Genomic DNA, 21,726 nt, shown 5'->3' with positions numbered 1-21,726 from the left:
GGGCTCCGGCGTCGCCGGGCAGGAGCCCGGCCTCGCGCAGGGCCCCTTCGACGTCGCCGGGGACGAGGGCGTGGACGAAGGCCCCCTCGTCCCGGTAGTCGACGGGGGCAAGCAGTTCGCCGTCGTCGTGGATCCGGGAGACGAGGTCTCCGCGCGAGTAGGGCACGACCAGCCGGACCTCCGCCTGCGGGCGCGGGAGGCGCTCGTCGATGGCGTGCCGGAGGTCCTCGAGCCCCTCGCCGGTCAGGCATGAGACGGGCACGGATCCGGGGAATCGGGAGCGCAGGGTCGCCACGCCGATCGGGTCGGCCAGGTCGCATTTCGACAGGACGACGATCTCGGGGGCGTCGAGGGCCCCGGGGACGTCGGCCAGGACATCCCGCACGGCGCGCACCTGCCCGGCGGGGTCGTGGTGGGACGAGTCGACGACGTGGAGCAGCAGGTCCGCGGCCCCGGCCTCCTCCAGGGTGGAGCGGAAGGCCTCCACGAGCTGGGTGGGCAGCCGGCGGACGAATCCGACCGTGTCGGTCAGCGTGAAGGCCCGGCCGGACGGCGTCTCGGCGCGGCGCACCGTGGGGTCGACGGTGGCGAAGAGCGCGTTCTCGACCAGGACTCCGGCCCCGGTGAGCCTGTTCAGGAGGGAGGACTTGCCGGCGTTCGTGTACCCGACCACGACCGCGGAGGGCGTGGAGGTCCGCCTGCGCTCGGCCCGCCGCTGCCGCCGGGCGGGTTCCATGCGGCGGATGTCGCGGCGGAGCCTGGCCATGCGGGTGCGGATGCGGCGGCGGTCGAGCTCCAGCTGGGTCTCGCCCGGTCCGCGCGAGCCTATCCCGGCTCCCGAAGCGACGCGCCCGCCCGCCTGCCGGGACATCGACTCGCCCCAGCCGCGCAGGCGGGGAAGGAGGTATTCGAGCTGGGCCAGCTCGACCTGGGCCTTGCCCTCGCGGGAGGTGGCGTGCCGCGCGAAGATGTCGAGGATCAGCGCGGTGCGGTCGATGACCTTGACGCCGACGACGTCCTCCAGCTCCCTCCTCTGCGAGGGGGCGAGCTCGGAGTCGGCGATGACGGTGTCGGCCTCGAGGCGTTCGACGATCCCGGCGAGCTCGCGGGCCTTGCCCGAGCCGAGGTAGGTGGCCGGATCCGGCAGGGAACGGCGTTGGACGAGCCCGTCGAGGACGACCGCCCCGGCGGTCTCGGCCAGGGCGGCGAGCTCGCGCAGCGACTCCTCGGCCTCGGCGAGCGCGCCGCGGCCCGACAGGCCGATGAGGACGACCCTCTCCAGGCGCACCCGCCGGTATTCGACGTCGACGCCCTCCTCGCGGGCGATTCCCGCGTCCAGGCCTGCGACCCGCTGGAGGGAGGAGCGGGTTTCGCGCGCGAGGGAGTCTCCAGACCAGTCCTCGCCGTAGACGGCTTCGGCCTGGAGGGCCGTTCCCCGGATCGATCGCACGTCGAGGTTCCTCGCGCCGCGTCCGCGCGCGCCGGGCTGGTTGCTGTCGCTCATACGCCTCACATTCTCTCACGGATCGCCCGCCTCATCGCGCGCCGGAGTCCGGGCGGATAGTCTTGGTGCGTGTCCACTCCCCACTATTTCAGCGAGGGCCCCGCGGGCGAGGCGCAGGTGCGCGAGCGCACGGTCCGTCTGCGCGACAGGCAGTACGGGGTCGTCACCTCCTCCGGGGTCTTCTCCGCCGACCGCCTCGACAGGGGCACGGCCGTGCTGCTGTCGCGGGTTCCCGCCCCGGCCGTCGGCGAGGGGGATCTGGCCGTGGACGTGGGCTGCGGGTGGGGGCCGGTCACGCTCGCCCTGGCCGCAGAGGCGCCGGCGGCCGACGTGTGGGGCGTCGACGTCAACGCCCGGGCCCGCGACCTGACCCGCGAGAACCTGCGGCGGGCGGGGCTGACGGCCTCCGTCCTGTCGCCCGACGAGGCCTTCGCGGCCCTGGACGGCCGGCGGATCCGACTCATCTGGTCCAATCCGCCGGTGCGCATCGGCAAGCCGGCCCTGCACGCCCTCCTCGATTCGTGGATCGAACGCCTGGCCGACGACGGCGCGGCCTACCTCGTCGTGCAGAGGAACCTGGGGGCCGATTCGCTCCACCGGTGGATGGCGGAGCGGGGCTGGGGGTGCGAGCGGGTGGCCTCCTCCAAGGGCTACCGCGTCCTGTCCGTCAGGCGCCGCGGCTGAGCCGGGCAGGGCGCACGCCCCGCCGTCGGGCGCCGGGCCACCGGGCTTTGCGCGACGCGCGGGCCGGCGTCCGCGACCCGCGTCACTGCGCGTATCCGGCGATCCCCAGGAGGGCGAATTCGGCGACGAGGACGGCGGGCCCCGTCAGGTAGGCCCGTCCCGCCGCTATCCTGACGGCGAGCCGGCCGCCGGGCGAGCTGAGGTCGACGGTGCCTTCGTCGCGTTCGGCCGCCAGGAGCACGGCGAGCGCGGCGGCGCAGGTTCCCGTCCCGCAGGCGAGGGTCTCGCCGACGCCGCGTTCCAGGACGCGCATGGGCGCGGGAGACCCGGGGCCGACCAGTTCCAGGTTGATCCCGTCGGCGGGGGCCGGGTCGTAGACCGGCTGCTCGGTCAGGCGCGCGGCCTGCAGTTCGCGCTCGTCGGCGAGGAGGACGACGGCGTGGGGGTTCGGCATGTCGACGCGCACGCCGTCGCGCACTCCGACGCCCGGAACGTCGACCCGGATCGACGCGGACTGCCCTTCGGGGAGCTCGTAGGGCCCCATGTCGACCGTGTAGGAGGGCCCGTCGAACACGACGGTCTTGACTCCCCCGCGCGTGGCGACGGCGAGCGACCCGCCGACCGGCACGTCGACGACGCCTTGGACCCGCAGGTAGTGGACGAAGACGCGCACGCCGTTGCCGCACATTTCGGCCAGGCTCCCGTCGGCGTTGCGATAGTCCATGAACCATTCGGGGCCGACGCCGGCATCGACTGCGTCGGCGCCCTTCAGGGCGCGGGCGCGCACGACGCGGATGACCCCGTCGGCCCCGACGCCGCGGTGGCGGTCGCACAGCGCCGCGACCGTCTGGGCGTCCAGGCGGAGCCTGCCGTCGAAGTCGGGGATGAGGATGAAGTCGTTGCCTGCGCCGTGGGCTTTCGTGAGGGTCAGGCCTTCGAGCATGGGAGTGATCACGGTCCAACTGTATCGAGGATCCGCGTCGCGGCGCCGCAGACGTCGCCGTCGGAGAGGTCGATCCAGCGCACGCGCGGGTCGGCTGTGAACCACGTCGTCTGCTTCTTGGCCAGGCGCCGCGTCGCCTGGGCGATGGCCTGGGCGGCCTCCCGGCGGTCCAGGCGGCCTTCGATCACGGCGATCGCCTGGCTGTAGCCGGTCGCGCGGGGGGCCGTCGGCCCTTGGGCGAGGCCGCGGTCCAGGAGGGCGCGCGTCTCCTCGATGAGGCCGTCGTCGACCATCCGTTCGGCACGGGCGCGGATCGCCTGGTCCAGGAGGTCGGTGCGCCGCGTCGTCGCGAACACGGAGACGTTCGGGTAGAAACTGGTGTGCCGGGGGAAGCGCGGGGTGTAGGGGCCTCCCGTCAGGCGGACGACCTCCAGGGCGCGGATCACGCGGCGGACGTTGCCGTGGTGGATGGCTCGGTGGGCCCGGGGGTCCTTCTCGGCCAGTTCGGCCAGGAGCGGGGCCGCGCCCTCGCGGGCGTAGAGGTCTTCCAGCTGTTCGCGCACGGCGGGGTCGCGTCCGGGGAAGTCGAGGCGGTCGAGGAGCCCGGAGACGTACAGTCCGGAGCCGCCGACGACGAGCGGCGTCCTGCCGGCCGCGGCTATGGCCTGCAGGTCGGCCCGGGCGTGCCGCTGGTAGGCGGCGACGCTGGCCTCCTGGGTCACGTCGAGGACGTCGATCTGGCGGTGGCGGATCCCCCGCCGGTCGGCGGGCAGGACTTTGGCCGTGCCGATGTCCATGCCGCGGTAGAGCTGCATGGCGTCGGCGGAGACGATCTCGACGGCGTCGGCCCCTCCCATGAGGGCGGCCAGTTCGAGCGAGAGGGCGGTCTTGCCGCTGGCCGTCGGCCCGACGATCGCGATGACGGGGCCGACGGATTCGGGGCCGGCCACGTCAGGCGTCCGCGCGCATTCGCAGGCGCGGCATGCCCAGGGAGACGGGGGCTCGGCCTTCGGCTTCGGCCTTCAGCCGGGAGGCTCGGCGTTCGCATTCGGCCCAAGCGTCTCCGGCCCGGGTGCGCCGGACGTCGAACGGACCGCCCGTCAGCGCCGAATCGGCCACGAGGTGGTGGGGCGCCCCGTGGGTGACCTGCGCTCGGACCATGTCGCCGGGCCTCGGACGCTCGGATTCGCCCATTCCCGCGGGCAGGGCGATGTGGACGAGGCGGCCGTCGGCCGCACGGCCGGTCACCCGGTCGGTCGTCGGGTCCTTCCGCCCCGCCCCCTCGGAGATGAGCACGTCGACGGCGCGACCCTCCAGCGCCGCGTTCTCCTGCGCGGAGATCCGCTCCTGGAGGTCGACGAGCCTCCTGTACCGGTCGGAGACGACGTCGGAGGGGATCTGGTCGGCCATGTCCGCCGCGGGGGTCCCGGGCCGGGGCGAGTAGGCGAAGGTGAAGGCCGAGGCGAAGCGCGCCTCCTCGACGAGGTCGAGCGTGGCCTGGAAGTCCTCGTCGGTCTCGCCGGGGAATCCGACGATGACGTCGGTGGTGATGGCGGCCTCGGGCATGCTGGCCCGGACGCGGTCGAGGATCCCCAGGAAGCGCTGCGAACGGTAGGAGCGGCGCATCGCGCGCAGGACGCGGTCGGAGCCGGACTGAAGCGGCATGTGCAGCGAGGGCATGACGTTGTCGGTCTCGGCCATGGCGGCGATGACGTCGTCGGAGAAGGCGGCCGGATGCGGCGAGGTGAAGCGCACGCGCTCCAGGCCGTCGACCGACCCGCAGGCGCGCAGGAGCTTCGCGAAGGCCCGGCGGTCGCCGAAGCCCACGCCGTAGGAGTTGACGTTCTGCCCCAGAAGCGTCACCTCGACGGCGCCCTCGGCGACGACCGCCTCCACTTCGGCCAGGACGTCGCCCGGCCGGCGATCGCGCTCCCTGCCCCGGAGGCTGGGCACGATGCAGAAAGTGCACGTGTTGTTGCACCCGACCGATATCGACACCCAGGCAGCGTAGGCGCGTTCGCGATGCGTGGGCAGAGTCGACGGGAAGACCTTCAGGGACTCCTCGATCTCCACGGCCGCCTCCGCGTTGTGCCGTGCGCGCCTGAGCAGCGCCGGCAGGACGTCGAGGTTGTGCGTGCCCAGCACGGCGTCCACCCACGGGGCCCTCTCGACGATGCCTCCGCGCATCTGCTGGGCCAGGCATCCGCCGACGGCGATCTGCATGCCGGGCCGTTCGCGTTTGACGGCGGCGAGCTGGCCGAGGTTCCCGAACAGGCGGGTGGCGGCGTTCTCCCGGACGCTGCACGTGTTGACGACGACGACGTCCGCGCCTTCGTCCCCGGCGTCGGTCGCCCTGGCGGCCTTCTCGGGGACGAGGGCGACGGGGACGTAGCCCGCCTCCTCCAGGAGGCCCGCCAGGCGTTCGGAGTCGTGGACGTTCATCTGGCATCCGAGGGTGCGGATGGCGTAGGTCCGGGGAAGCTGTGGTGACATCGCGAGCCAGTCTAGCCCAGCAGGCGCTCGTGGGCCTCGCGCAGGGCCCGAGAGCACGTCTCGGGCGGATACCCGCGTCTGGCGAGGGCGGCGTACACGCGCCGGTCGAGCGTCCGGGGGTCGCCCCCGCCGCGCGACAGGCGCTTCTCCGCCACCGCAACGGCGGCTTCGAGTTCCGCCTCGTCGCCGACCGACTCGATCACGGCGTCGACGATGCCGCGGTCGACCCCCTTTCGCCGCAGCTCCTCGCACATCGCCTTGCGGGAAGCGCCCGTCTCGGAGAGCCTCGTCCGCACGAGGGCCCGGGCGAAGTGCGCGTCGTCGATCAGGCCGATGCTCGTGAAATGATCGAGCACCTCCTCGCGGACGTCGGCGGGGACGTCCCTGCGCTCCATGGCCTCAGACAGCTGCTGGCGCGACCGGTCCATCATGGACAGCTGGCGTATGACGATCCGGCGGCCGCGCTCCCGCCATTCCTCGCGGTCCGGTTCCCGGCCGCCGCTTCGGGGCGGCGCAGCCTGCCCGCCCATCAGCTCTCCGGATCCGCGGGGGGCTCGGGAACCGCGGGGGCAGCGGGGTCGGGGGCGACTCCCACCTTGACGAGGATCTTGCCTTCGATCTCATCGGCCATCTCGGGGTTGTCCTTGAGGAACCTGCGCACCTTCTCCTTGCCCTGGCCGAGCTGGTCGCCGTCGTAGGTGTACCAGGCGCCGGACTTGCGCACGATCCCGGCGTCCACGCCCATGTCGATGATGCACCCCTCGCGGGAGATCCCCTGGCCGTAGAGGATGTCGAATTCGGCCTGTTTGAACGGCGGAGCCATCTTGTTCTTGACGACTTTGACGCGGGTGCGGTTGCCGACCGGCTCGGATCCCTCCTTGAGCGTCTCGGTGCGCCGGACGTCCAACCGGACCGAGGCGTAGAACTTGAGGGCCTTGCCCCCGGTGGTGGTCTCGGGGCTTCCGAAGAAGACGCCGATCTTCTCCCGGAGCTGGTTGATGAATATGGCCGTCGTCCCCGAGGCCGACAGCGCGCCGGTGATTTTGCGCAGCGCCTGGCTCATCAGACGCGCTTGGAGGCCGACGTGGGAATCGCCCATCTCCCCCTCGATCTCGGCCTTGGGGACGAGGGCGGCGACCGAGTCGATCACGATGATGTCCAGCGCCCCCGACCGGATGAGCATGTCGGTGATCTCCAGGGCCTGCTCGCCGGTGTCCGGCTGGGAGACGATGAGCGCGTCGGTGTCCACGCCGAGCTTCTTGGCGTACTCGGGGTCCAGGGCGTGCTCGGCGTCGACGAAGGCGGCGATGCCCCCGTTGCGCTGGGCGTTCGCCACGGCGTGGAGGGCGACGGTGGTCTTCCCCGAGGACTCGGGGCCGTAGACTTCCACGACGCGTCCGCGAGGCAGGCCGCCGATGCCCAGGGCGATGTCGAGGGACGTGGCCCCCGTGGGGATGACTTGGACTTTGGACTGGACGCGGTCGCCCAGGCGCATGACCGAGCCTTTGCCGAACTGGCGGTCGATCTGGGAGAGGGCCGCGTCGAGCGCCTTGGCGCGGTCTTCGGGCTTTGCTGGCATCGTGTGTTCCTTCTACTCGCGGATCGTGCAGAACAGGTCTTTCCGGACTCCGCCCTCGCCGAGCGGCCTTCCGAGGTCTACGCTATGCCCGACCTCCGACAAAAAAACGACCCACTTCCCACCTTCGTGAAAAGTAGGCCGCTCGCATGACCTGTTGACCATTCTACACCGCACAAGCGTTCGATAAAAGGACCCCGTGGGCGAGTCCGCGGCGGCGTCCGCTCACACGTCCCGGTCCGGTCTGACCCGATGCAGAAAGCGGTATGACTCGGGGAGGTCCATGGCCGAGCAGACCGCCTCCCACACTCTCCGGGCCGGCATCCCGCTGCCGAGGGCCTCCGCCGGACTCAGGCCCCCGAGCTCGCCCAGGACGAGGTCCTGAGCCAGGCTGCGGCCCCTGCGGGGGAACGCTCTGTCGAGATTCGCCCAGAACTCAGACTCGCGCACGCTGTATCTCGGAACGCATGAGCGACTCCGGGGAATCGGGAACCCTCATGCGGGCGGGGACGCGTCCTTCGGCGAAGTCCACGCGATCGGCTACGAGCCGCAGGACGTGGCTCAACGGCACGTTGAGGGCCTTGCAGATCGAAGACAGCAGCTCGGAGGAGGCCTCCTTCTGACCGCGCTCGACCTCGGACAGGTATCCGAGCGAGACGCGCGCATCCGAGGAGACCTCCCGGAGGGTGCGTCCCTGGCGCTGGCGGTACTCTCTGAGGACCTCGCCGAGTTCGCGGCGCAGAAGCGCCTGCTCTCCGGAGGCCGGCTGGTTCACGGGTCGGATCGTCTGGTCGAATTTCCGGTTGACGCCGGTTCGTAGCTCCATTCTCATCATCCTTTACAACGCATGGAAGTCGATTTTGTTCCCGACCGCTTCGCTGGCTTTACCCGCCCGCTATCCTTCCACGACCGGACTGTGACTATACGTTTACCAACGTTTTCTGAATTTTCACTGAAAGGCCGTCGACGGCTTCTCGCGAGCGGTCACCGCATCCGCTCGAGTTCCCCTTGCAGCAGGTCCACCGCCCGCCGGACGGCGGCGCGTCTGACGTCCTCCCTGCCCCCGGGGAATCTGGCGAGCGCCGCCCTGCTCCCCCGCGCGGAGTCGACGGCCACCCACACCGTGCCGGCCTCGTGTCCGTCGGCGGGGCCGGGGCCGGCCACGCCCGTCGTGGCCAGTGCGACGTCCGCCCCGAACATCCGGCGCACGCCGCGGGCCATCTCGAGGGCGACGCCCTCGTCCACAGGCCCCGTCGAGGCGAGCCGATCCGCGTCGACTCCCAGGACGCTCGCCTTGGCGTCCGCGGCGTAGGCGCACACGCCTCCCCTGAAGACCTGCGAGGCCCCCGGCACCCGGACGAAGGCGTCGGCCAGCAGGCCCCCGGTCAGGGACTCGGCGCATGCCACGGTCATCCTCCGCGCGGCCAGCTCGGCGACGATCGCCGCCATCGCCTCGGCTCCGATCCGTTCGTCCATCCCGCCCCCGATTCAGCCGGCGCGCGCGATGGCCCTGGCGTCGCGGACGTACCCGGCGGCCGAGACGAGCGAGAAGTACAGGGCCACGGCGAGGAGTCCGTAGCTCAGCCACAGGAGGGCCGCCGCAAGGGCCGCGGGGAGGAAGGACGCCCAGGGGATGAGGATCCCGGCGATGCCCATGGACTGGAAGAACATCTTCATCTTGCCGCCGCGCCCGGCGGCCATGACCGCCTTCTTCACGACCGTCATGCGGACGGCGGTGATGGCGAGCTCGCGGCCGATCATGACCGCCGTCACCCACCACCACAGGTGGCCGTGCCACGACAGCAGGATGAGGGCGGCGGAGACGAGGGCCTTGTCGGCCAGGGAGTCGGCCATCTTCCCGAAGTCGGTGATGAGGCCGCGGCTGCGGGCGAGGTATCCGTCGGCCTTGTCCGTTGCGGCCGCCAGCGCGAAGACGAACCACGCCAGCGCCGACCGCACCGGGGTGTCGCTCCAGTACACCGCGACGAACACGGGGACGAGGATGAGCCGCAGAACCGTCAAGACGTTGGCGACGTTGAGGAGAGGCGCCTTCGCGCCGTCGTTCTCACCGATGCTCATCCCCCCAGGCTAGCGCGCCCGTGCCCGTCGGGCGAACGGAGGATAGAATCAGGTGTCCGTATCGATGAGGAACGGAGAGGGACATGCGTCAGCGAATGAAGGCGACCCGGGCCCTGGCGGCCGCGGCTCTGTTCGTCGCCGCGTCGGCGTGCGCCGGCGGCCGCGGAGCCGACCCGCCGCGCAGCCCGACGACCCGTACCGCCTCGCCCGCTCCCACGACGGCCACAGGCGCGCCCCAGGCTGCGTCGAGCTTCACAATCGTCTCCGGCGGCGACATCCTCCTGCACATGTCCGTCAACCAGGCGGCGCGGGCGGGTTCCGGCTACGACTACACGCAGCTGCTCGCCGGCATCCGGCCGTGGATCGAGGGGGCGGACCTGGCGCTGTGCGCGCTGGAGGTGCCGATCGTCCCGCCGGGCGAGAAGCCCTCGAACTACCCGGCGTTCGGCTCCCCGCCGCAGATCGCCGACTCCCTGAAGGCGCTCGGGTGGGACGGATGCGCGCTGGCCACCAACCATTCGATGGACCGCGGGTTCCCGGGGGTCGTCTCCACGGTCGACAACTTCGACCGGGTCGGGCTGGGCCGCCACGGGACGGCCCGCACCGGCGAGGAATCCACGAGGATCCAGTACTACAAGGTGCGCTCCGGCGGGCGGGACGTCGTCGTCGCGCACCTGTCGGCGACCACCCTGACCAACGGCATCCCCCTTCCCAAGGGGGCCGAGTGGTCCTGGAACGTCGTGGGGTCCCTCGGCAGGCGCAGCGTGGGCGACCTCGTCGAGGACGCCAGGCGCGCGCGGAGGCAGGGGGCGGACATCGTCGTCGTCTCCATGCACTGGGGCACGGAATACGTCTCCCAGCCGACCGCCGAGCAGACGGCCGTCGGCGACCAACTCGCCAAATCGGGTCAGATCGACCTCGTCTTCGGAAACCACTCGCATGTGCCCGAACCCGTGGCCAAGCTCGCCGGAGGCCCCGGCGGCAGGGGTATGTGGGTCGTCTGGTCGATGGGGAACACGATCTCCGGGCAGACCGTCCAAAACCACGGATACCGCGTGATGGCGGGGCTGATGACGACCGCGACCGTCGACGTCCCGGCGAAGGGCCCCGCACGGGTCTCGAACCTGGAGTGGACGGCCATCGCCCAGGACGAGCGGACCGACCGGGTCTTCCAGCTGTCCAGGCTGACGTCGGGCGAGCGCCCGGCGTCGATGACGCTCTCGCCGGCCGAGATCGCCTCACGAGCCAACGCGACCTATCCGGTCATGGGCGCCGACGGGTCGAAGGAGCGGGTCACTCCCCCGACCCCCAGGGCGCAGCTCATCGGCCGAGAGCTCAAGTAGCGTCGCCGCCCGGTGCGTCACCGCCCGGTCAGCTGCCAGGCGTCCTCGCCGCTCTCCCCCTCGGACGACTCGTCGTCGTACCAGCCGAGGCCCTCGTCCCCTCCGGCGCCGGACGCTTGGGAACCGAGCGCTTCGCAGCGGCGGGGGAGCTCGATGCGCTCGGTCGCCGGCTCCTGGGCGGCGGCGCCCGAGGCGGAGTCGGCCGGGTCGTCGTCGAAGACGCTCTGGCGCTCGCCGCGGAGCATCGCCAGGGCGTTGTCCAGGTGCTCGGGGCTGACGAGCACGTCGCGCGCCTTGGAGCCTTCCGAGGGGCCGACGATCTCGTACTGCTCGAGAAGGTCCATCATGCGGCCCGCCTTGGCGAAGCCGATGCGCAGCTTTCGCTGGAGCATGGACGTCGAGCCGAACTGGCTCGTGACGACCAGGTCGGCCGCCTGGAGCAGGATCTCCAGGTCCTCCCCGATCTCCTCGCGCTGCTTCTTGGCCTCCTGGGCGTCCTCGAAGTCCTCGCGGTAGCGCGGGGAGAGCTGGTCCTTGACGTGGGTGACGACCCGCTCGATCTCCTCCTCGTCGACCCAGGCCCCCTGGAGGCGGATCGGCTTGGAGACTCCGGCGGGCATGAAGAGGGCGTCGCCCTGCCCGATGAGCTTCTCCGCGCCGGACTGGTCGAGGATCGTGCGGGAGTCGGCCAGAGCCGAGGTCATGAAGGCCAGCCGGGAGGGGATGTTCGCCTTGATCAGGCCCGTCACGACGTCGACGGAGGGGCGCTGCGTGGCGAGCACGAGGTGTATCCCCGCGGCGCGGGCGAGCTGGGTGATGCGCTGGATCGAGGCCTCGACGTCGCGCGGGGCGACCATCATGAGGTCGGCGAGCTCGTCGACCACGACGAGCAGGTACGGGTAGGGCGCGAGCTTGCGGTGCGGGTCGTGCGACGCGAGGCTCCCCTCGCGCACCGCGGCGTTGAAGTCCACGATGTTCTTGAAGTGATAGGCCGCCATGTCGTCGTAGCGGGCGTCCATCTCCTTGACCACCCACTCGAGCGCTTCGGCGGCCTTCTTCGGGTTGGTGATGATGGGCGTGATCAGGTGCGGGATGCCGGCGTAGATGGTCAGCTCGACGCGCTTCGGGTCGACGAGGATCATCCTCACCTGGTCGGGGGTGGCCCGCATCATGATCGACGTGATCATCGAGTTGATGAAGGAGGACTTTCCGGCGCCCGTGGCGCCGGCCACGAGGAGGTGCGGCATCTTCGCCAGGTTGGCGACGACGTACTGGCCGCGCACGTTCTTGCCGACCCCGACCGTCAGGGGGTGGTCGGCCTTCTGCGCGACCTGGGAGCGCAGGACGTCGCCGAGCATGACGGTCTCGCGGTCCGTGTTGGGGATCTCGATGCCGATGGCCGACTTGCCGGGGATGGGCGAGAGGATGCGCACGTCGGCGGAGGCCACGGCGTAGGCGATGTTGTTGGACAGGGCGGTGATGCGCTCGACTTTGACGCCGGGGCCGAGTTCGATCTCGTACTGGGTGACCGTCGGGCCCCGGGAGAAGCCGACGACGCGGGCGTCGATGCCGAAGTCGGTGAACACCTGGGTGAGCTGGGAGACGACGAGCTCGTTGGCCTCGGTGCGCTCCTTGTGGGGGGCGCCCGCCCTGAGCTCGCTCGGGGACGGCAGCTGGTAGACGATCGACGGGTCGAGGGCGAGCTGCTGGCCCTCAGGCGGCTCGAATCCGTCGTCGGGCGCCGGAAGGGCGATCCGTTCGGTCTCCTGGGCAGGCGTCGGCGAGCCCGACGGCCGCGCTCCCCCGGACGCCGGGCGACTCGCCTTCCCGCCGGCGTCGGGGCGTCGGGCGGGCCGTTCCCCCTCGGGGGCCGGGACGGAGGCGGAGGCGTCGTCGAGGGCCTCGGTCGGCGGGGTCGCCTCGCGCCTCCTGCGGGGAAGCAGCCGCGTCTTGGGCACCTCCTCGCCTATCTCGGCGGCCTGGTCGTAGGGGACCGAAGCCGACGAGCCGTGGTTGGGGACGTCGGAGTCGGCGTCCTTGCGCCCGGCCCGGCGCTCGCGCACCTTGGCCACGACGTCGCGCAGCGGCGTGTCCGTCATGTAGACGGCGTCGAAGAGGAGGACGAGGAGCAGGACGGGAACCGCTCCGAACGGGGAGAGGAGGGCCGACAGCGAGCCGCCCGACGCCCATCCGAGCAGCCCGCCCGCCGACTCCGTGGAGGCGAAGTCCTTCAGCGGGCTCACCGGCGAGCGGACGATGTGGATCAGGCCCGTCAGGCAGACGACGATGAGTCCCAGGCCGACGGTGAAGCGCCGGTTGGTGGCCCGGGTGGAGGCGCGGAAGTATTTGATCGCCAGCGCGGTGAAGAGCACCGGGGCGAGTATCGAGATGAGCCCGACGGTGCCCGCGGTCAGGCGATGGATGAGGCCGCCCAGGATGCCGGACAGGCCGAACCACTCCCGCAGTGCGACGACCACCGCGATCGCCAGGAAGGCGAACGCTATGCCGTCGCGGCGCACGCTGGAGGCGCCCTCGTCCGGTGCTGCGGGCTCGGGCTTGGCGGCCGGCGCCTTCTTGGCCGCGGGCTTCTTCTTCGCGCCGCGCTGGGGGACTCGTGGACTCACATATCGAACCCTAGTGCTTCGCGGGCACCTTGTCCCTTCCTGACGCGCGAGCGTTCGGCCACACAGGCGCCGAGCCGGAAGCCGGACCGCACTCAGCGCGCACGGCCCTTCCCTCGGCAGCCGGCTTCGGGCCGGAGGCCGCGGCCGTCAGACCTCGACGACCGTCGGGATGATGATCGGCGCGCGGCGCAGCTTGCGCGAGATCCACCGTCCGATCGTGCGACGCATCGCCTGCTGCATCTGGTACGGGTCGGCGCCGCGCTCCAGGGCCTCGCGCAGGGCCTGGGTCACGTCGGGGAGGATGTCGTCGAAGACCGACTCGTCCTCGGCCACGGCCCGCGCCTGGATGTGCGGCCCGGTCACGATGCCCTTGGTCTGGGGGTTGACGGCGGCGAAGATGGCCACGAAGCCCTCCTCGGCCAGGATCCGACGGTCCTTCAGCTCGGCGTCGGTGATGTCGCCGATGGACGAGCCGTCGACGTAGATGTCGTGGAACGGGATCTGGCCGACGAGCCGGACGACGCCGTCGGACATGTCGACCACCGACCCGTTCTCCGCGAGGATGACGTTCTCCGGCTCCACGCCGGTTTTGACGGCGATGCCCCCGTTGGCCACCTGGTGGCGGACCTCTCCGTGGATGGGCATGGCGTAGGCGGGTTCGAGGATGTTGTAGCAGTACAGGAGCTCGCCCTGGGCGGCGTGCCCGGACACGTGCACCTTGGCGTTGCCCTGGTGGACCACCCGCGCGCCGAGCTTCATGAGGTTGTTGATGAGCCGGTAGACGGAGTTCTCGTTGCCCGGGATGAGGGAGGAGGCGAACAGGACCGTGTCCCCCGGGCTGACGCCCACCTTGGCGTGGGACTTCGCCGCTATGCGCGCGAGGACCGCCATGGGCTCGCCCTGGGACCCCGTGGACATGAAGACGCGCCGGTTCTCGGGGACGGAGGGCATGTCGCCCAGGTCGATGAGGACGCCCTCCGGGACGTCGAGGTATCCCAGGTCGGAGGCGATGCCCATGTTGCGGACCATCGACCGTCCCACGAAGGCGACTCTGCGCCCGTGGTGCGCCGCGGCGTTGAGCACCTGCTGGACCCTGTGGACGTGGGACGAGAAGGAGGCGACGACGATCTGGCCGACGGCCCGGGCGAAGACGTCGTCGATGACCGGCCCGATCTCGGACTCGGAGGGCACGAAGCCGGGCACCTCGGCGTTGGTTGAGTCGCACATGAAAAGGTCGACTCCCTCCTCCCCCGCCCGGGCGAAGGACCGCAGGTCCGTCAGGCGCCCGTCCAGGGGGAGCTGGTCCATCTTGAAGTCGCCGGTGATGAGGATGTTGCCCTCGGGCGTGCGGACGAAGACGGCCAGCGCATCGGGGATCGAATGGTTGACCGAGATGAACTCCATCTCGAAGGGGCCGACCCGCTCGGAGTCCCCCTCGGCCACGACCAAAGCGTTGGGCTTGATCCGGTGCTCGGCCAGTTTGGCCTCGACGAAGGAGATCGTCAGCCGGCTCCCCACGAGTCTGATGTCGTTGCGCAGCTTGAGGAGGTAGGGGACCGCGCCTATGTGGTCCTCGTGGCCGTGCGTGAGCACGACGGCCTCGATATCGTCGATCCTCTCCTCGAGGTAGTCGAGGTCGGGCAGGATGAGGTCGACGCCCGGCTGGTTCTCCTCGGGGAAGAGCACGCCGCAGTCGACGACCACCAGCTTCCCTCGGTATTCCAGGACGTTGCAGTTGCGGCCCACCTCGCCCAGGCCGCCCAGCGGGACGATGCGGACGACGTCTTCGGCGAGCGCCGGGGGGGTCTGGATTTCACTCACGTCTGTGCTCTCTTCGCTATCGGCGTCGGACTTCCGGCGTGCGGACCGTCGCCGTCCATGAGGGGCGTTGCGAACGCCCGCGCCGAGGCGGACTGCCCCGGCGAGATGAAAGACTACACGAGACCCTCGGCGCGAAGCGTCGCCGCCAGAGCGGAGATCTGGGAGCTGGAGGCCCCGACGAGGGGAAGCCGCAGCGTGGCGTTGGGCAGCACGCCCATGAGCTTGAGCGCCTCCTTGGCCATCACGGCCCCCTGGCCCCCGCCCATGATCGCCTCGACGATGCGCCGCTGGCTCGCGGCCTCGGCGCGGGCGGCGGGCAGGTCGCCCGAATCGACCTCGGTGACCAGTGCGCGCAGGCCGGAGGCGATGACGTGGCCGACCACCGACACGACGCCGGACGCCCCGTGGGCGAGCCAGGCGAAGTTGAGGGAGTCGTCTCCCGAGTAGTACTCGAGCCCGGTGGCGTCCATCTTGACGAAGCCGCCGGCGACGTCGCCGGTGGCGTCCTTGACCCCCAGGATCCGGGGGTGTTCGGCCAGGCGCTTGAGCGTGTCGAGCTCGAGCCTGACCCCGGTGCGCCCGGGGATGTCGTAGAGCATGACGGGCAGGTCGCTCGCCTCGGTCACGGCGAGGACGTGCTGGACGACCCCCTCCTGGGAGGGCCGGTTGTAGTAGGGGGGCACCACGAGGAGGGCGTCGGCGCCCGAGGCCTGAGCCCCCTTGGCGATGCGCACGGCGTGCGCTGTGTCGTTGGAGCCCGCGCCGGCCAGGATCATGGCGCGGTCGCCCACGGCCTGGCCGACCTCGCGGACCAGGGCGTCCTTCTCCGGTTGATGCGTCGTGGGGGACTCGCCGGTGGTCCCGGACAGCAGGACGCAGTCGCAGCCGTCGTCGACCAGCTTCGCGGCCAAGGCCGCGGCCGAGTCGACGTCGAGGGAGCCGTCCTCCGCGAAGGGCGTGACCATGGCGACGGCGACGGATCCGAATGTGCGCTTGGGCAGAGTCTGAGTCATAGAGAAGACGATAGCCGCCGCGGCGGGGTGATGCTCCCCTGTTCCGTCATTCGGCACTTGCCTGAAAGACGAATAACATTGTGACATGAGCGATACTCACGTGTTCGTCCGTCCGGCGACTTCGGCGGACGCCGCGCCGATCGGCGACATCCACGCGCGGAACATGCGCGCCTCCCTCACGATGGCGGGGGGCAAGGCTCTCGACGCGGCCGTTCTGGCCCGGATCAGCCCCAGCGCGTTCGTCCCTGCGTGGAGGCACGCCATCAGCGCCCCTCCAGACGCCTCCCCGCAGGTGTTCGCCGCGGTGGAGGACGGCGTGGTGGTCGGCTTCGCGGCGCTCTCCCCCACGGTCCGCGGATCGGAGGGAGGCGAGGCCGCCGGGGGCGCCGAGGTCATGGAGATGACGGCGTTGGAGATCTCGGCCGGCTTTCAGAGGCACGGGCACGGCTCACGCCTTCTGTCCGCCCTCGTCGACGCCGCTCGCGAACGCGGTGCGCATCGGGTCCAGACGTGGGCCCTGGCCGAGGACGAGGCGCGCACGGCCTTCCTCTCTGCCGCCGGCTTCGGACCGGCGGGGGCCCGCAGGAAGATCGAGGTCGGGCAGACGATCGTCACCGAGCACTGCTGGCACACGGCGATCTGAGCGCGGCCGGCAAGACGGCCGCGCGTCCCGGACGGGGCCGCGAAGGCCGGCGTCGGGGACGCGCGGCGTCGCTCACAGTCCCATGAGGGCCTCGAGCCCCCAGGTGAGGCCTCCGCGTCCTCGCACGGACCGCACGGCCAACAGGACGCCGGGCATGAAGCTCGCGCGGTCGAAGGAGTCTTGCCGGACGACCAGCTGCTCGCCGGGGTTGCCCAGGAGGATCTGCTCGTGCGCGTTGAGCCCGCGCAGGCGCACGGCGTGCACGCGCACGCCGTCGTAGTCGGCGCCGCGTGCGCCGAAGGGGTCGGTCTCGGTCGCGTCGGGGCCGGGCGAGACCCCAGCCGCGGCTCGGGCCCGGGCGATGCGCGAGGCGGTGGAGATCGCCGTCCCCGAGGGCGCGTCCGCCTTGTCCGGGTGGTGCATCTCGATGACTTCGACGGACTCGAAGAAGGGGGCGGCCCTCTCGGCGAAGCTCATGGCCAGGACGGCGGAGAGGGCGTAGTTCGGCGCGATGACGGCGCTGCGTCCGGTCTTCTCGGCCCGCGCGCGCACCCGCTCCAGCGCCTCGTCCGTCCAGCCGGTGGTCCCCACGACGGCGTCGGCCCCCGAATCGAGGATCGCCAGCGCGTTGGCCTCGGCGGCCCCCGGGACGGAGAACTCGACGGCCACCTCGGCTCCCCCGAGGCTCTCCCGGGTGATGGCGTCGCCCGCGTCGAGCTCGGCGACCAGCTCCATGTCCTCGGCGGCGCCGACCGCCTCGCACACCGTCCGCCCCATGCGCCCCGCGGCGCCCACTACTGCAACTCGAATGCTCATGCGGCCAAGCCTATCGGCAGACGGGCCTGCTCCTTCGGCGACGGCCCGCAGTCGGGACGGCCGCGGACGCTCCGAGCGTCGACGAGGCGAATTCCGGACGCCGAGGGGGGATCGGGCGCCGCCCTGAGAATGAGCGCCGGCGAGTGCCGCACCCCGGGCGTGTCCCGCCGGATGAAACGGCGCCAGCGCGCCGAAAACCCGAGGCTGCGGGGATGAGTCCCCATCGAGACGCTCTTGACAGACAAGTATCCTGTTCGGATATCACACACACGGAAGTTCAGAAGATTGAGGGGCAGAATGTCTGAACTCAAGGTTGACCCGCGAAGTTTGGTGATAGCAGCCGATCATGCCAGGAGCTCCCACGACAGCGCGTCGCTCATAGCGAACGTGGGCTCGGTCATGGAGAGGATCGCCTCGGCGATCACCGGCACCGCTTGCGGACCCCCGGCCGTCGAAGCGGGGTGCTTCATCGACGCGCTCGCCGAGAGGAACAGCGACGGACTGCGGGCTTACGAGGCCACTTTGCGCGACGTCGCCGACGGCTACTCCCAGACAGACCAGCTCATCCAGGCCAGGCTCGACAAGTTCATCGGCGTGATGCGCGAGGAGTGAGCGAATGCCAACCTGGAGCGACATACAGGAGTGGACATTCTCAAGCCTGCAGCCCGTGGTTGACGACCTGGTCTATTACCGCCAGCAGGCCGCTCGCGTCAGCGCGTCGATGCTCGATCTGGACGCCGGCGTCGAATGGTCGGGGGACGGCGCGGCGGCGGCCGGCACGTGGTTCTCCTCGCTGGAGGACACGTCCACTCTGCTTCTGGCCAGTCTGGGCGAACTGCTCACCGTCACGACGGCCATGCAGAACCGGATGGGCGAAGTCGAAGTCCTCGTCTTGGAAATCCTCTCCCTGACATCTCACCACGAATTCGCGATCGCCGACGACGGCACCGTGACCGACCCCCGCCCGCAGGAGGCCGACTCTCCCGCGGAGCCCGAGGCGGATCCGGGGGCGGACGGCCCCGCCGGGCGGCCGGACCGGCAGGAGGCGCTGGCCAGCGCGAAGACGCTCGTCTCGCAGGCGCTGACCAAGGCGCGCATCGCCGACGACGCCTACCGCTCGTCGCTGACTCGGATCGGCCGCGGACGGCTCTCCCGCACCCGGCCTCCCGGGCCCAAGCACTCCGACCGGGGCGTGAACACGCGGGAGGTCGCGGCCTGGTGGGATTCGCTGACCGAGGAGGAGAGGCGCCTGCAGATCAACAGGCACGCCAGCGTGATCGGGACCCTGGACGGAGTATCCGGCAGGGACCGCGACACGGCGAACCGAGCCCGGCTGACGAACGACATCGAAAACGTCCAGAAGCTGATCGACGTCGAGCACCAGAAGCTCCTCGACTCGGGCCTGCCCTACTCCCAGGCCGACGTCGGACGGTTCAACGCGCTCCTGGCCCAGCGCGAGGAGCTGGAGGAACTGGCCAAATCCATCGGGGACGCGGACGCCAACCCTCCCCGCCAGCTCCTCCTGTACGATCCGTCGACCGGCAGGCCCGGGCGCATGACCCTCCACGTCGCCGTGTCGATCGGAGACGTGGACACGGCCGCCCACATCTCGACGTTCGTCCCGGGCATGACGATCAACGTCCGGGACAGCATCGTCGCCTACGCGAACGACATGGCGAACCTGCGCGATCAGAGCATCCAGAAGCTTTGCGAACACGGCGGGTCGAACGTGGCCACGATCGTGTGGCAGGGCTACGACATACCGTCGACGGCCGGAAGCGCCCCCTTGACGAACATGGTGGAACGCGGCGGAAGCGACCTGCGGTCCTTCCACGAGGGGATATACGACTCCCGCTGCCGCCTCGGCGGAAGCTCTCCCCCGCACATCTCGGTGCTGGGCTATTCCTCCTACGGGTCGGCCACCGCCGGCCGGGCGCTGGGGAGCATACGCCCGGGAGTGGTCGGCGACTTCATCGTCTGCGGCTCGTCCCGCGGACTGCAGGACACGCGGGACGTCAACGTGCCGGAGGGGCACACCTACGCTCTCCGGTACGGCGCCGGGGATGCCGGCCAAGCCGATATGCCGTACGATTGCGATCTGGCTTTCACCGCCGGATTCACCACGCTCAACCCCGGGATGGCCGAACCGCGGTGGGCGTGGCAGGATCCCGCGGCGCACAACGACTATCTCGACGACCAGGCGCAGGCCCGCGGACACGTCGTCGACGTGGTCACCGGAGGTTGAGGCGAGACAGACGCGCGACGCGACGGGAGGCAATCATTTTCTACGACGGAACCGCACCCTTCGAAGAGCGCACCGAGGCGTCGGTCGTCGCAGAGCAGCTCGTCGGCGCCCTGGCGGAGGCGCGCTTCGAAATATCCGAGGACCTCGGCCCCTTCGAGTGGACGGACGTAGACGACGCCATCGAGCCGAAGGACTTCACCGCCGCCGTGGACCACGAGGGGAACGAGGGCCTTTCGATCTCGCGCATGCAGGGAGTCGCCCTCGGCATGCCCGACGCCGACTACGCGGCCGCGGTGAGGATCGTCACCGAGATCGCCACGCCCCTGGGATTCACCCACAGGAGCTACGCGGACTTCGACGAACGCACGGTCACCTACCTGTACAACGTGCGGGAGGGCGGCTACATCAGCATCGGCAAGACCTTCGGAGCCGGATTCTCCCTGCGCTTCGAAACCGGATGCAGGCCGTGACAGCCCCGTCGCGCCTCGCCGAACCGCCCCGGAGCCTCCAGCTCGGACTGATGAGAGGGGCCTCAGGGGTGCGCAGGCCTCAAGGGCGCGCCATCACCTCGAGAAGGCCGCTTCGGGGCCGACTACGATCCGGGATCGGGGCGCCCGGGCGAGGTCGGCTGCCAGGTCCGCCACGTCCTCGGCGGTGACCGCCCGCGCCCGGCGGATCGACTCCTCGCGTGAGACGAGCGACCCGCGGACGAGTTCGGCCCGACCGAGCGCGCTCATCCTCGACCCCATGGATTCGGCGCCGAAGGCGACGTCCGCCCGAACCCTCCGATAGGCGGTCTCCACTTCGGCGGAGCCGACGCCGCCCCCGGCCATCGCCTCGAGGCATTCCTCCATGAGGGCCGTCACGTTCGCGGCGTCGGCGGGCGAGCACCCGGCGTACATGCCGAAGAGCCCGCCCTCGTGGTAGAGGCCGGGAAAGGAGTAGGTCGAGTAGGCCAGCCCGCGTTTGTCGCGGACCTCCTGGAAGAGGCGGGAGGACGTGCCGCCCCCCAGAATCGAGTTCAACGCGAAAAGGGCGTAGCGGCGCGGATCCTCGTCGGTGATGGCCGGCATCGCCACGATGACGGCCGCCTGCTCGACGCTCCGCCCGATCGCCGCGTCCTGCGGCGCACCGTAGACGATGTCCGCGCGACGGCGGCGCGGGGCGGGCGGTGCGCCGTCCGCGCAGTCCCATCCGGCCCGGGCGAGAGAGCCGAGCACGAGGGAGCACAGGACGTCGTGGTCGACCGCGCCCGCGGCCGCCACGACCAGTTCGCGGGGACGGTAGGCGTCCCGGTAGTGCGCCGTCAGGCTCGAATGGGCCAGGCCGGAGACGCTTTCGCGCGTGCCCCCGATCGGGCGGCCCAGCGGATGCGGGCCGAAGACGAGCGCGGCGATGCGCTCGTGGGCGACCTCGCCCGCGTCGTCGTCGTACATGGCCAGCTCTTCGAGGATGACGCCCCGCTCCAGCTCCATGTCGGCCTCCGCCAGACGGGAGGCCGCCACCATGTCGGCGAGGAGGTCGACGGCGCCGGGCAGGTCCTCCTCGACGACCTGCCCGTAGTAGTAGGTGACCTGTTTGCCCGTGGCGGCGTTGACGGTGCCGCCGAGATAGTCGATCCGCTCGGCGATCTGCTGGGCGCTGCGTCCCCTCGTTCCCTTGAAGAGGAGGTGTTCGAGGAAGTGGGTCGAGCCGAGGCGGTCCACGCCTTCGTCGGCCGATCCGGCGCCCACCCACATCCCCACGGACGCCGTGCGCGCGTGGGGCACGCGCTCGGTGAGGACCCTGACGCCGCCGGGCAGGATCGACCGGCGGACGAGCGCGCCGTCGTCGACGAGCCGGAGCTCGCCGCCTTCGACGTCCAAAGGCAGGTCGACACAGGAGAATTCGCTCACCGGTCAAGTCTAAACGGCGGTGGGCCCGGGAGTCTCCCCGGGCCCAC

General features: G+C 70.9%; 21 protein-coding genes. 6 read left to right on the top strand and 15 right to left on the bottom strand.

The genetic code is table 11. The features are described 5' to 3' along the window. Positions 1-1,504: GTPase HflX (gene hflX / locus HMPREF0043_RS02825; RefSeq protein WP_021601339.1), on the bottom strand; the 1,504-nt coding region annotated here is incomplete at its 3' end. Between the two features lie 69 nt (positions 1,505-1,573). Here hflX and HMPREF0043_RS02820 point away from each other — a divergent pair. Further along, positions 1,574-2,188, top strand: coding sequence for a class I SAM-dependent methyltransferase (locus HMPREF0043_RS02820; protein ID WP_021601338.1), 615 nt, complete (start codon positions 1,574-1,576; stop codon positions 2,186-2,188). Positions 2,189-2,270: 82 nt separating this feature from the next. Here HMPREF0043_RS02820 and dapF read toward each other — a convergent pair whose 3' ends face one another. From dapF to pgsA, 9 genes are all read right to left on the bottom strand, one after another. Then, positions 2,271-3,143, bottom strand: a complete 873-nt coding sequence (gene dapF / locus HMPREF0043_RS02815; protein ID WP_232206001.1) for a diaminopimelate epimerase — start codon at positions 3,141-3,143, stop codon at positions 2,271-2,273. Next, positions 3,140-4,081 (bottom strand): tRNA (adenosine(37)-N6)-dimethylallyltransferase MiaA, encoded by a 942-nt coding sequence (gene miaA / locus HMPREF0043_RS02810; protein WP_021601336.1) that lies wholly within the window; start codon positions 4,079-4,081, stop codon positions 3,140-3,142. The genes dapF and miaA overlap by 4 nt, the downstream gene beginning before the upstream one ends. A 1-nt stretch (position 4,082) precedes the next feature. Continuing rightward, entirely contained in the window at positions 4,083-5,624 is a 1,542-nt protein-coding gene (gene miaB / locus HMPREF0043_RS02805; RefSeq protein WP_021601335.1) for a tRNA (N6-isopentenyl adenosine(37)-C2)-methylthiotransferase MiaB, read from the bottom strand. Positions 5,625-5,635: 11 nt separating this feature from the next. Further along, the gene (locus HMPREF0043_RS02800; RefSeq protein WP_021601334.1) at positions 5,636-6,154 is read right to left on the bottom strand and encodes a regulatory protein RecX; all 519 of its coding nucleotides are present in this window, start codon (positions 6,152-6,154) and stop codon (positions 5,636-5,638) included. After that, positions 6,154-7,203, bottom strand: coding sequence for a recombinase RecA (gene recA, locus HMPREF0043_RS02795; protein WP_021601333.1), 1,050 nt, complete (start codon positions 7,201-7,203; stop codon positions 6,154-6,156). Before recA ends, HMPREF0043_RS02800 begins: the two co-directional genes overlap by 1 nt. Before the next feature lie 222 nt (positions 7,204-7,425). Beyond that, entirely contained in the window at positions 7,426-7,650 is a 225-nt protein-coding gene (locus tag HMPREF0043_RS02790; RefSeq protein WP_021601331.1) for a DUF3046 domain-containing protein, read from the bottom strand. After that, positions 7,637-8,032 carry a helix-turn-helix domain-containing protein gene (locus HMPREF0043_RS02785; protein ID WP_040317702.1) on the bottom strand — a complete coding sequence of 132 codons (396 nt, stop codon included), beginning with the start codon at positions 8,030-8,032 and terminating at the stop codon, positions 7,637-7,639. Before HMPREF0043_RS02785 ends, HMPREF0043_RS02790 begins: the two co-directional genes overlap by 14 nt. Before the next feature lie 152 nt (positions 8,033-8,184). Then, positions 8,185-8,676, bottom strand: a complete 492-nt coding sequence (locus HMPREF0043_RS02780) for a CinA family protein (protein ID WP_021601329.1) — start codon at positions 8,674-8,676, stop codon at positions 8,185-8,187. 12 nt (positions 8,677-8,688) lie between these two features. Beyond that, entirely contained in the window at positions 8,689-9,279 is a 591-nt protein-coding gene (gene pgsA, locus HMPREF0043_RS02775) for a CDP-diacylglycerol--glycerol-3-phosphate 3-phosphatidyltransferase (protein ID WP_021601328.1), read from the bottom strand. 83 nt (positions 9,280-9,362) lie between these two features. On the opposite strand from pgsA, the gene HMPREF0043_RS02770 reads away from it, so the two are divergent. After that, entirely contained in the window at positions 9,363-10,622 is a 1,260-nt protein-coding gene (locus HMPREF0043_RS02770; RefSeq protein WP_040317701.1) for a CapA family protein, read from the top strand. A 17-nt stretch (positions 10,623-10,639) separates the two neighbouring features. On the opposite strand, the gene HMPREF0043_RS02765 is transcribed toward HMPREF0043_RS02770, so the two are convergent. From HMPREF0043_RS02765 to dapA, 3 genes are all read right to left on the bottom strand, one after another. Beyond that, on the bottom strand, positions 10,640-13,246 hold the full coding sequence (locus tag HMPREF0043_RS02765; protein WP_021601326.1) for an FtsK/SpoIIIE family DNA translocase: 2,607 nt from the start codon (positions 13,244-13,246) through the stop codon (positions 10,640-10,642). Positions 13,247-13,393: 147 nt separating this feature from the next. Beyond that, complete coding sequence (locus HMPREF0043_RS02760; RefSeq protein ID WP_021601325.1) at positions 13,394-15,067, bottom strand: ribonuclease J; 1,674 nt, start codon at positions 15,065-15,067, stop codon at positions 13,394-13,396. A 113-nt stretch (positions 15,068-15,180) separates the two neighbouring features. Continuing rightward, positions 15,181-16,080, bottom strand: coding sequence for a 4-hydroxy-tetrahydrodipicolinate synthase (dapA, locus tag HMPREF0043_RS02755; RefSeq protein ID WP_021601324.1), 900 nt, complete (start codon positions 16,078-16,080; stop codon positions 15,181-15,183). Between the two features lie 85 nt (positions 16,081-16,165). Between dapA and HMPREF0043_RS10100 the strand changes: the two genes are divergently transcribed. After that, positions 16,166-16,723 carry a GNAT family N-acetyltransferase gene (locus HMPREF0043_RS10100; RefSeq protein WP_021601323.1) on the top strand — a complete coding sequence of 186 codons (558 nt, stop codon included), beginning with the start codon at positions 16,166-16,168 and terminating at the stop codon, positions 16,721-16,723. Between the two features lie 72 nt (positions 16,724-16,795). Here HMPREF0043_RS10100 and dapB read toward each other — a convergent pair whose 3' ends face one another. Then, the gene (gene dapB, locus HMPREF0043_RS02745; RefSeq protein WP_040317700.1) at positions 16,796-17,539 is read right to left on the bottom strand and encodes a 4-hydroxy-tetrahydrodipicolinate reductase; all 744 of its coding nucleotides are present in this window, start codon (positions 17,537-17,539) and stop codon (positions 16,796-16,798) included. Positions 17,540-17,836: 297 nt separating this feature from the next. Between dapB and HMPREF0043_RS02740 the strand changes: the two genes are divergently transcribed. Genes HMPREF0043_RS02740 through HMPREF0043_RS11400 form a run of 3 tightly spaced genes read left to right on the top strand, consistent with a single transcriptional unit; the run spans position 17,837 to position 20,254 of the window. Further along, positions 17,837-18,151, top strand: a complete 315-nt coding sequence (locus HMPREF0043_RS02740; RefSeq protein WP_021601321.1) for a hypothetical protein — start codon at positions 17,837-17,839, stop codon at positions 18,149-18,151. A 55-nt stretch (positions 18,152-18,206) separates the two neighbouring features. Further along, on the top strand, positions 18,207-19,784 hold the full coding sequence (locus HMPREF0043_RS02735; protein WP_198010268.1) for an alpha/beta hydrolase: 1,578 nt from the start codon (positions 18,207-18,209) through the stop codon (positions 19,782-19,784). Then, positions 19,781-20,254: an LppA family lipoprotein gene (locus HMPREF0043_RS11400; protein ID WP_021601319.1), complete on the top strand. Its 474-nt coding sequence runs from the start codon at positions 19,781-19,783 to the stop codon at positions 20,252-20,254. Before HMPREF0043_RS02735 ends, HMPREF0043_RS11400 begins: the two co-directional genes overlap by 4 nt. 93 nt (positions 20,255-20,347) lie before the next feature. Here the strand turns inward: HMPREF0043_RS11400 and HMPREF0043_RS02725 are convergent, their stop codons facing one another. Further along, on the bottom strand, positions 20,348-21,679 hold the full coding sequence (locus HMPREF0043_RS02725) for a M16 family metallopeptidase (RefSeq protein ID WP_021601318.1): 1,332 nt from the start codon (positions 21,677-21,679) through the stop codon (positions 20,348-20,350). Positions 21,680-21,726 lie beyond the last annotated feature (47 nt).

The organism is Actinobaculum sp. oral taxon 183 str. F0552 (assembly GCF_000466165.1).
Taxonomy (GTDB): domain Bacteria; phylum Actinomycetota; class Actinomycetes; order Actinomycetales; family Actinomycetaceae; genus Peptidiphaga.
Note: the sequence above shows the minus strand (reverse complement) of the source record. Positions and strands in the feature narration are given on the sequence as shown.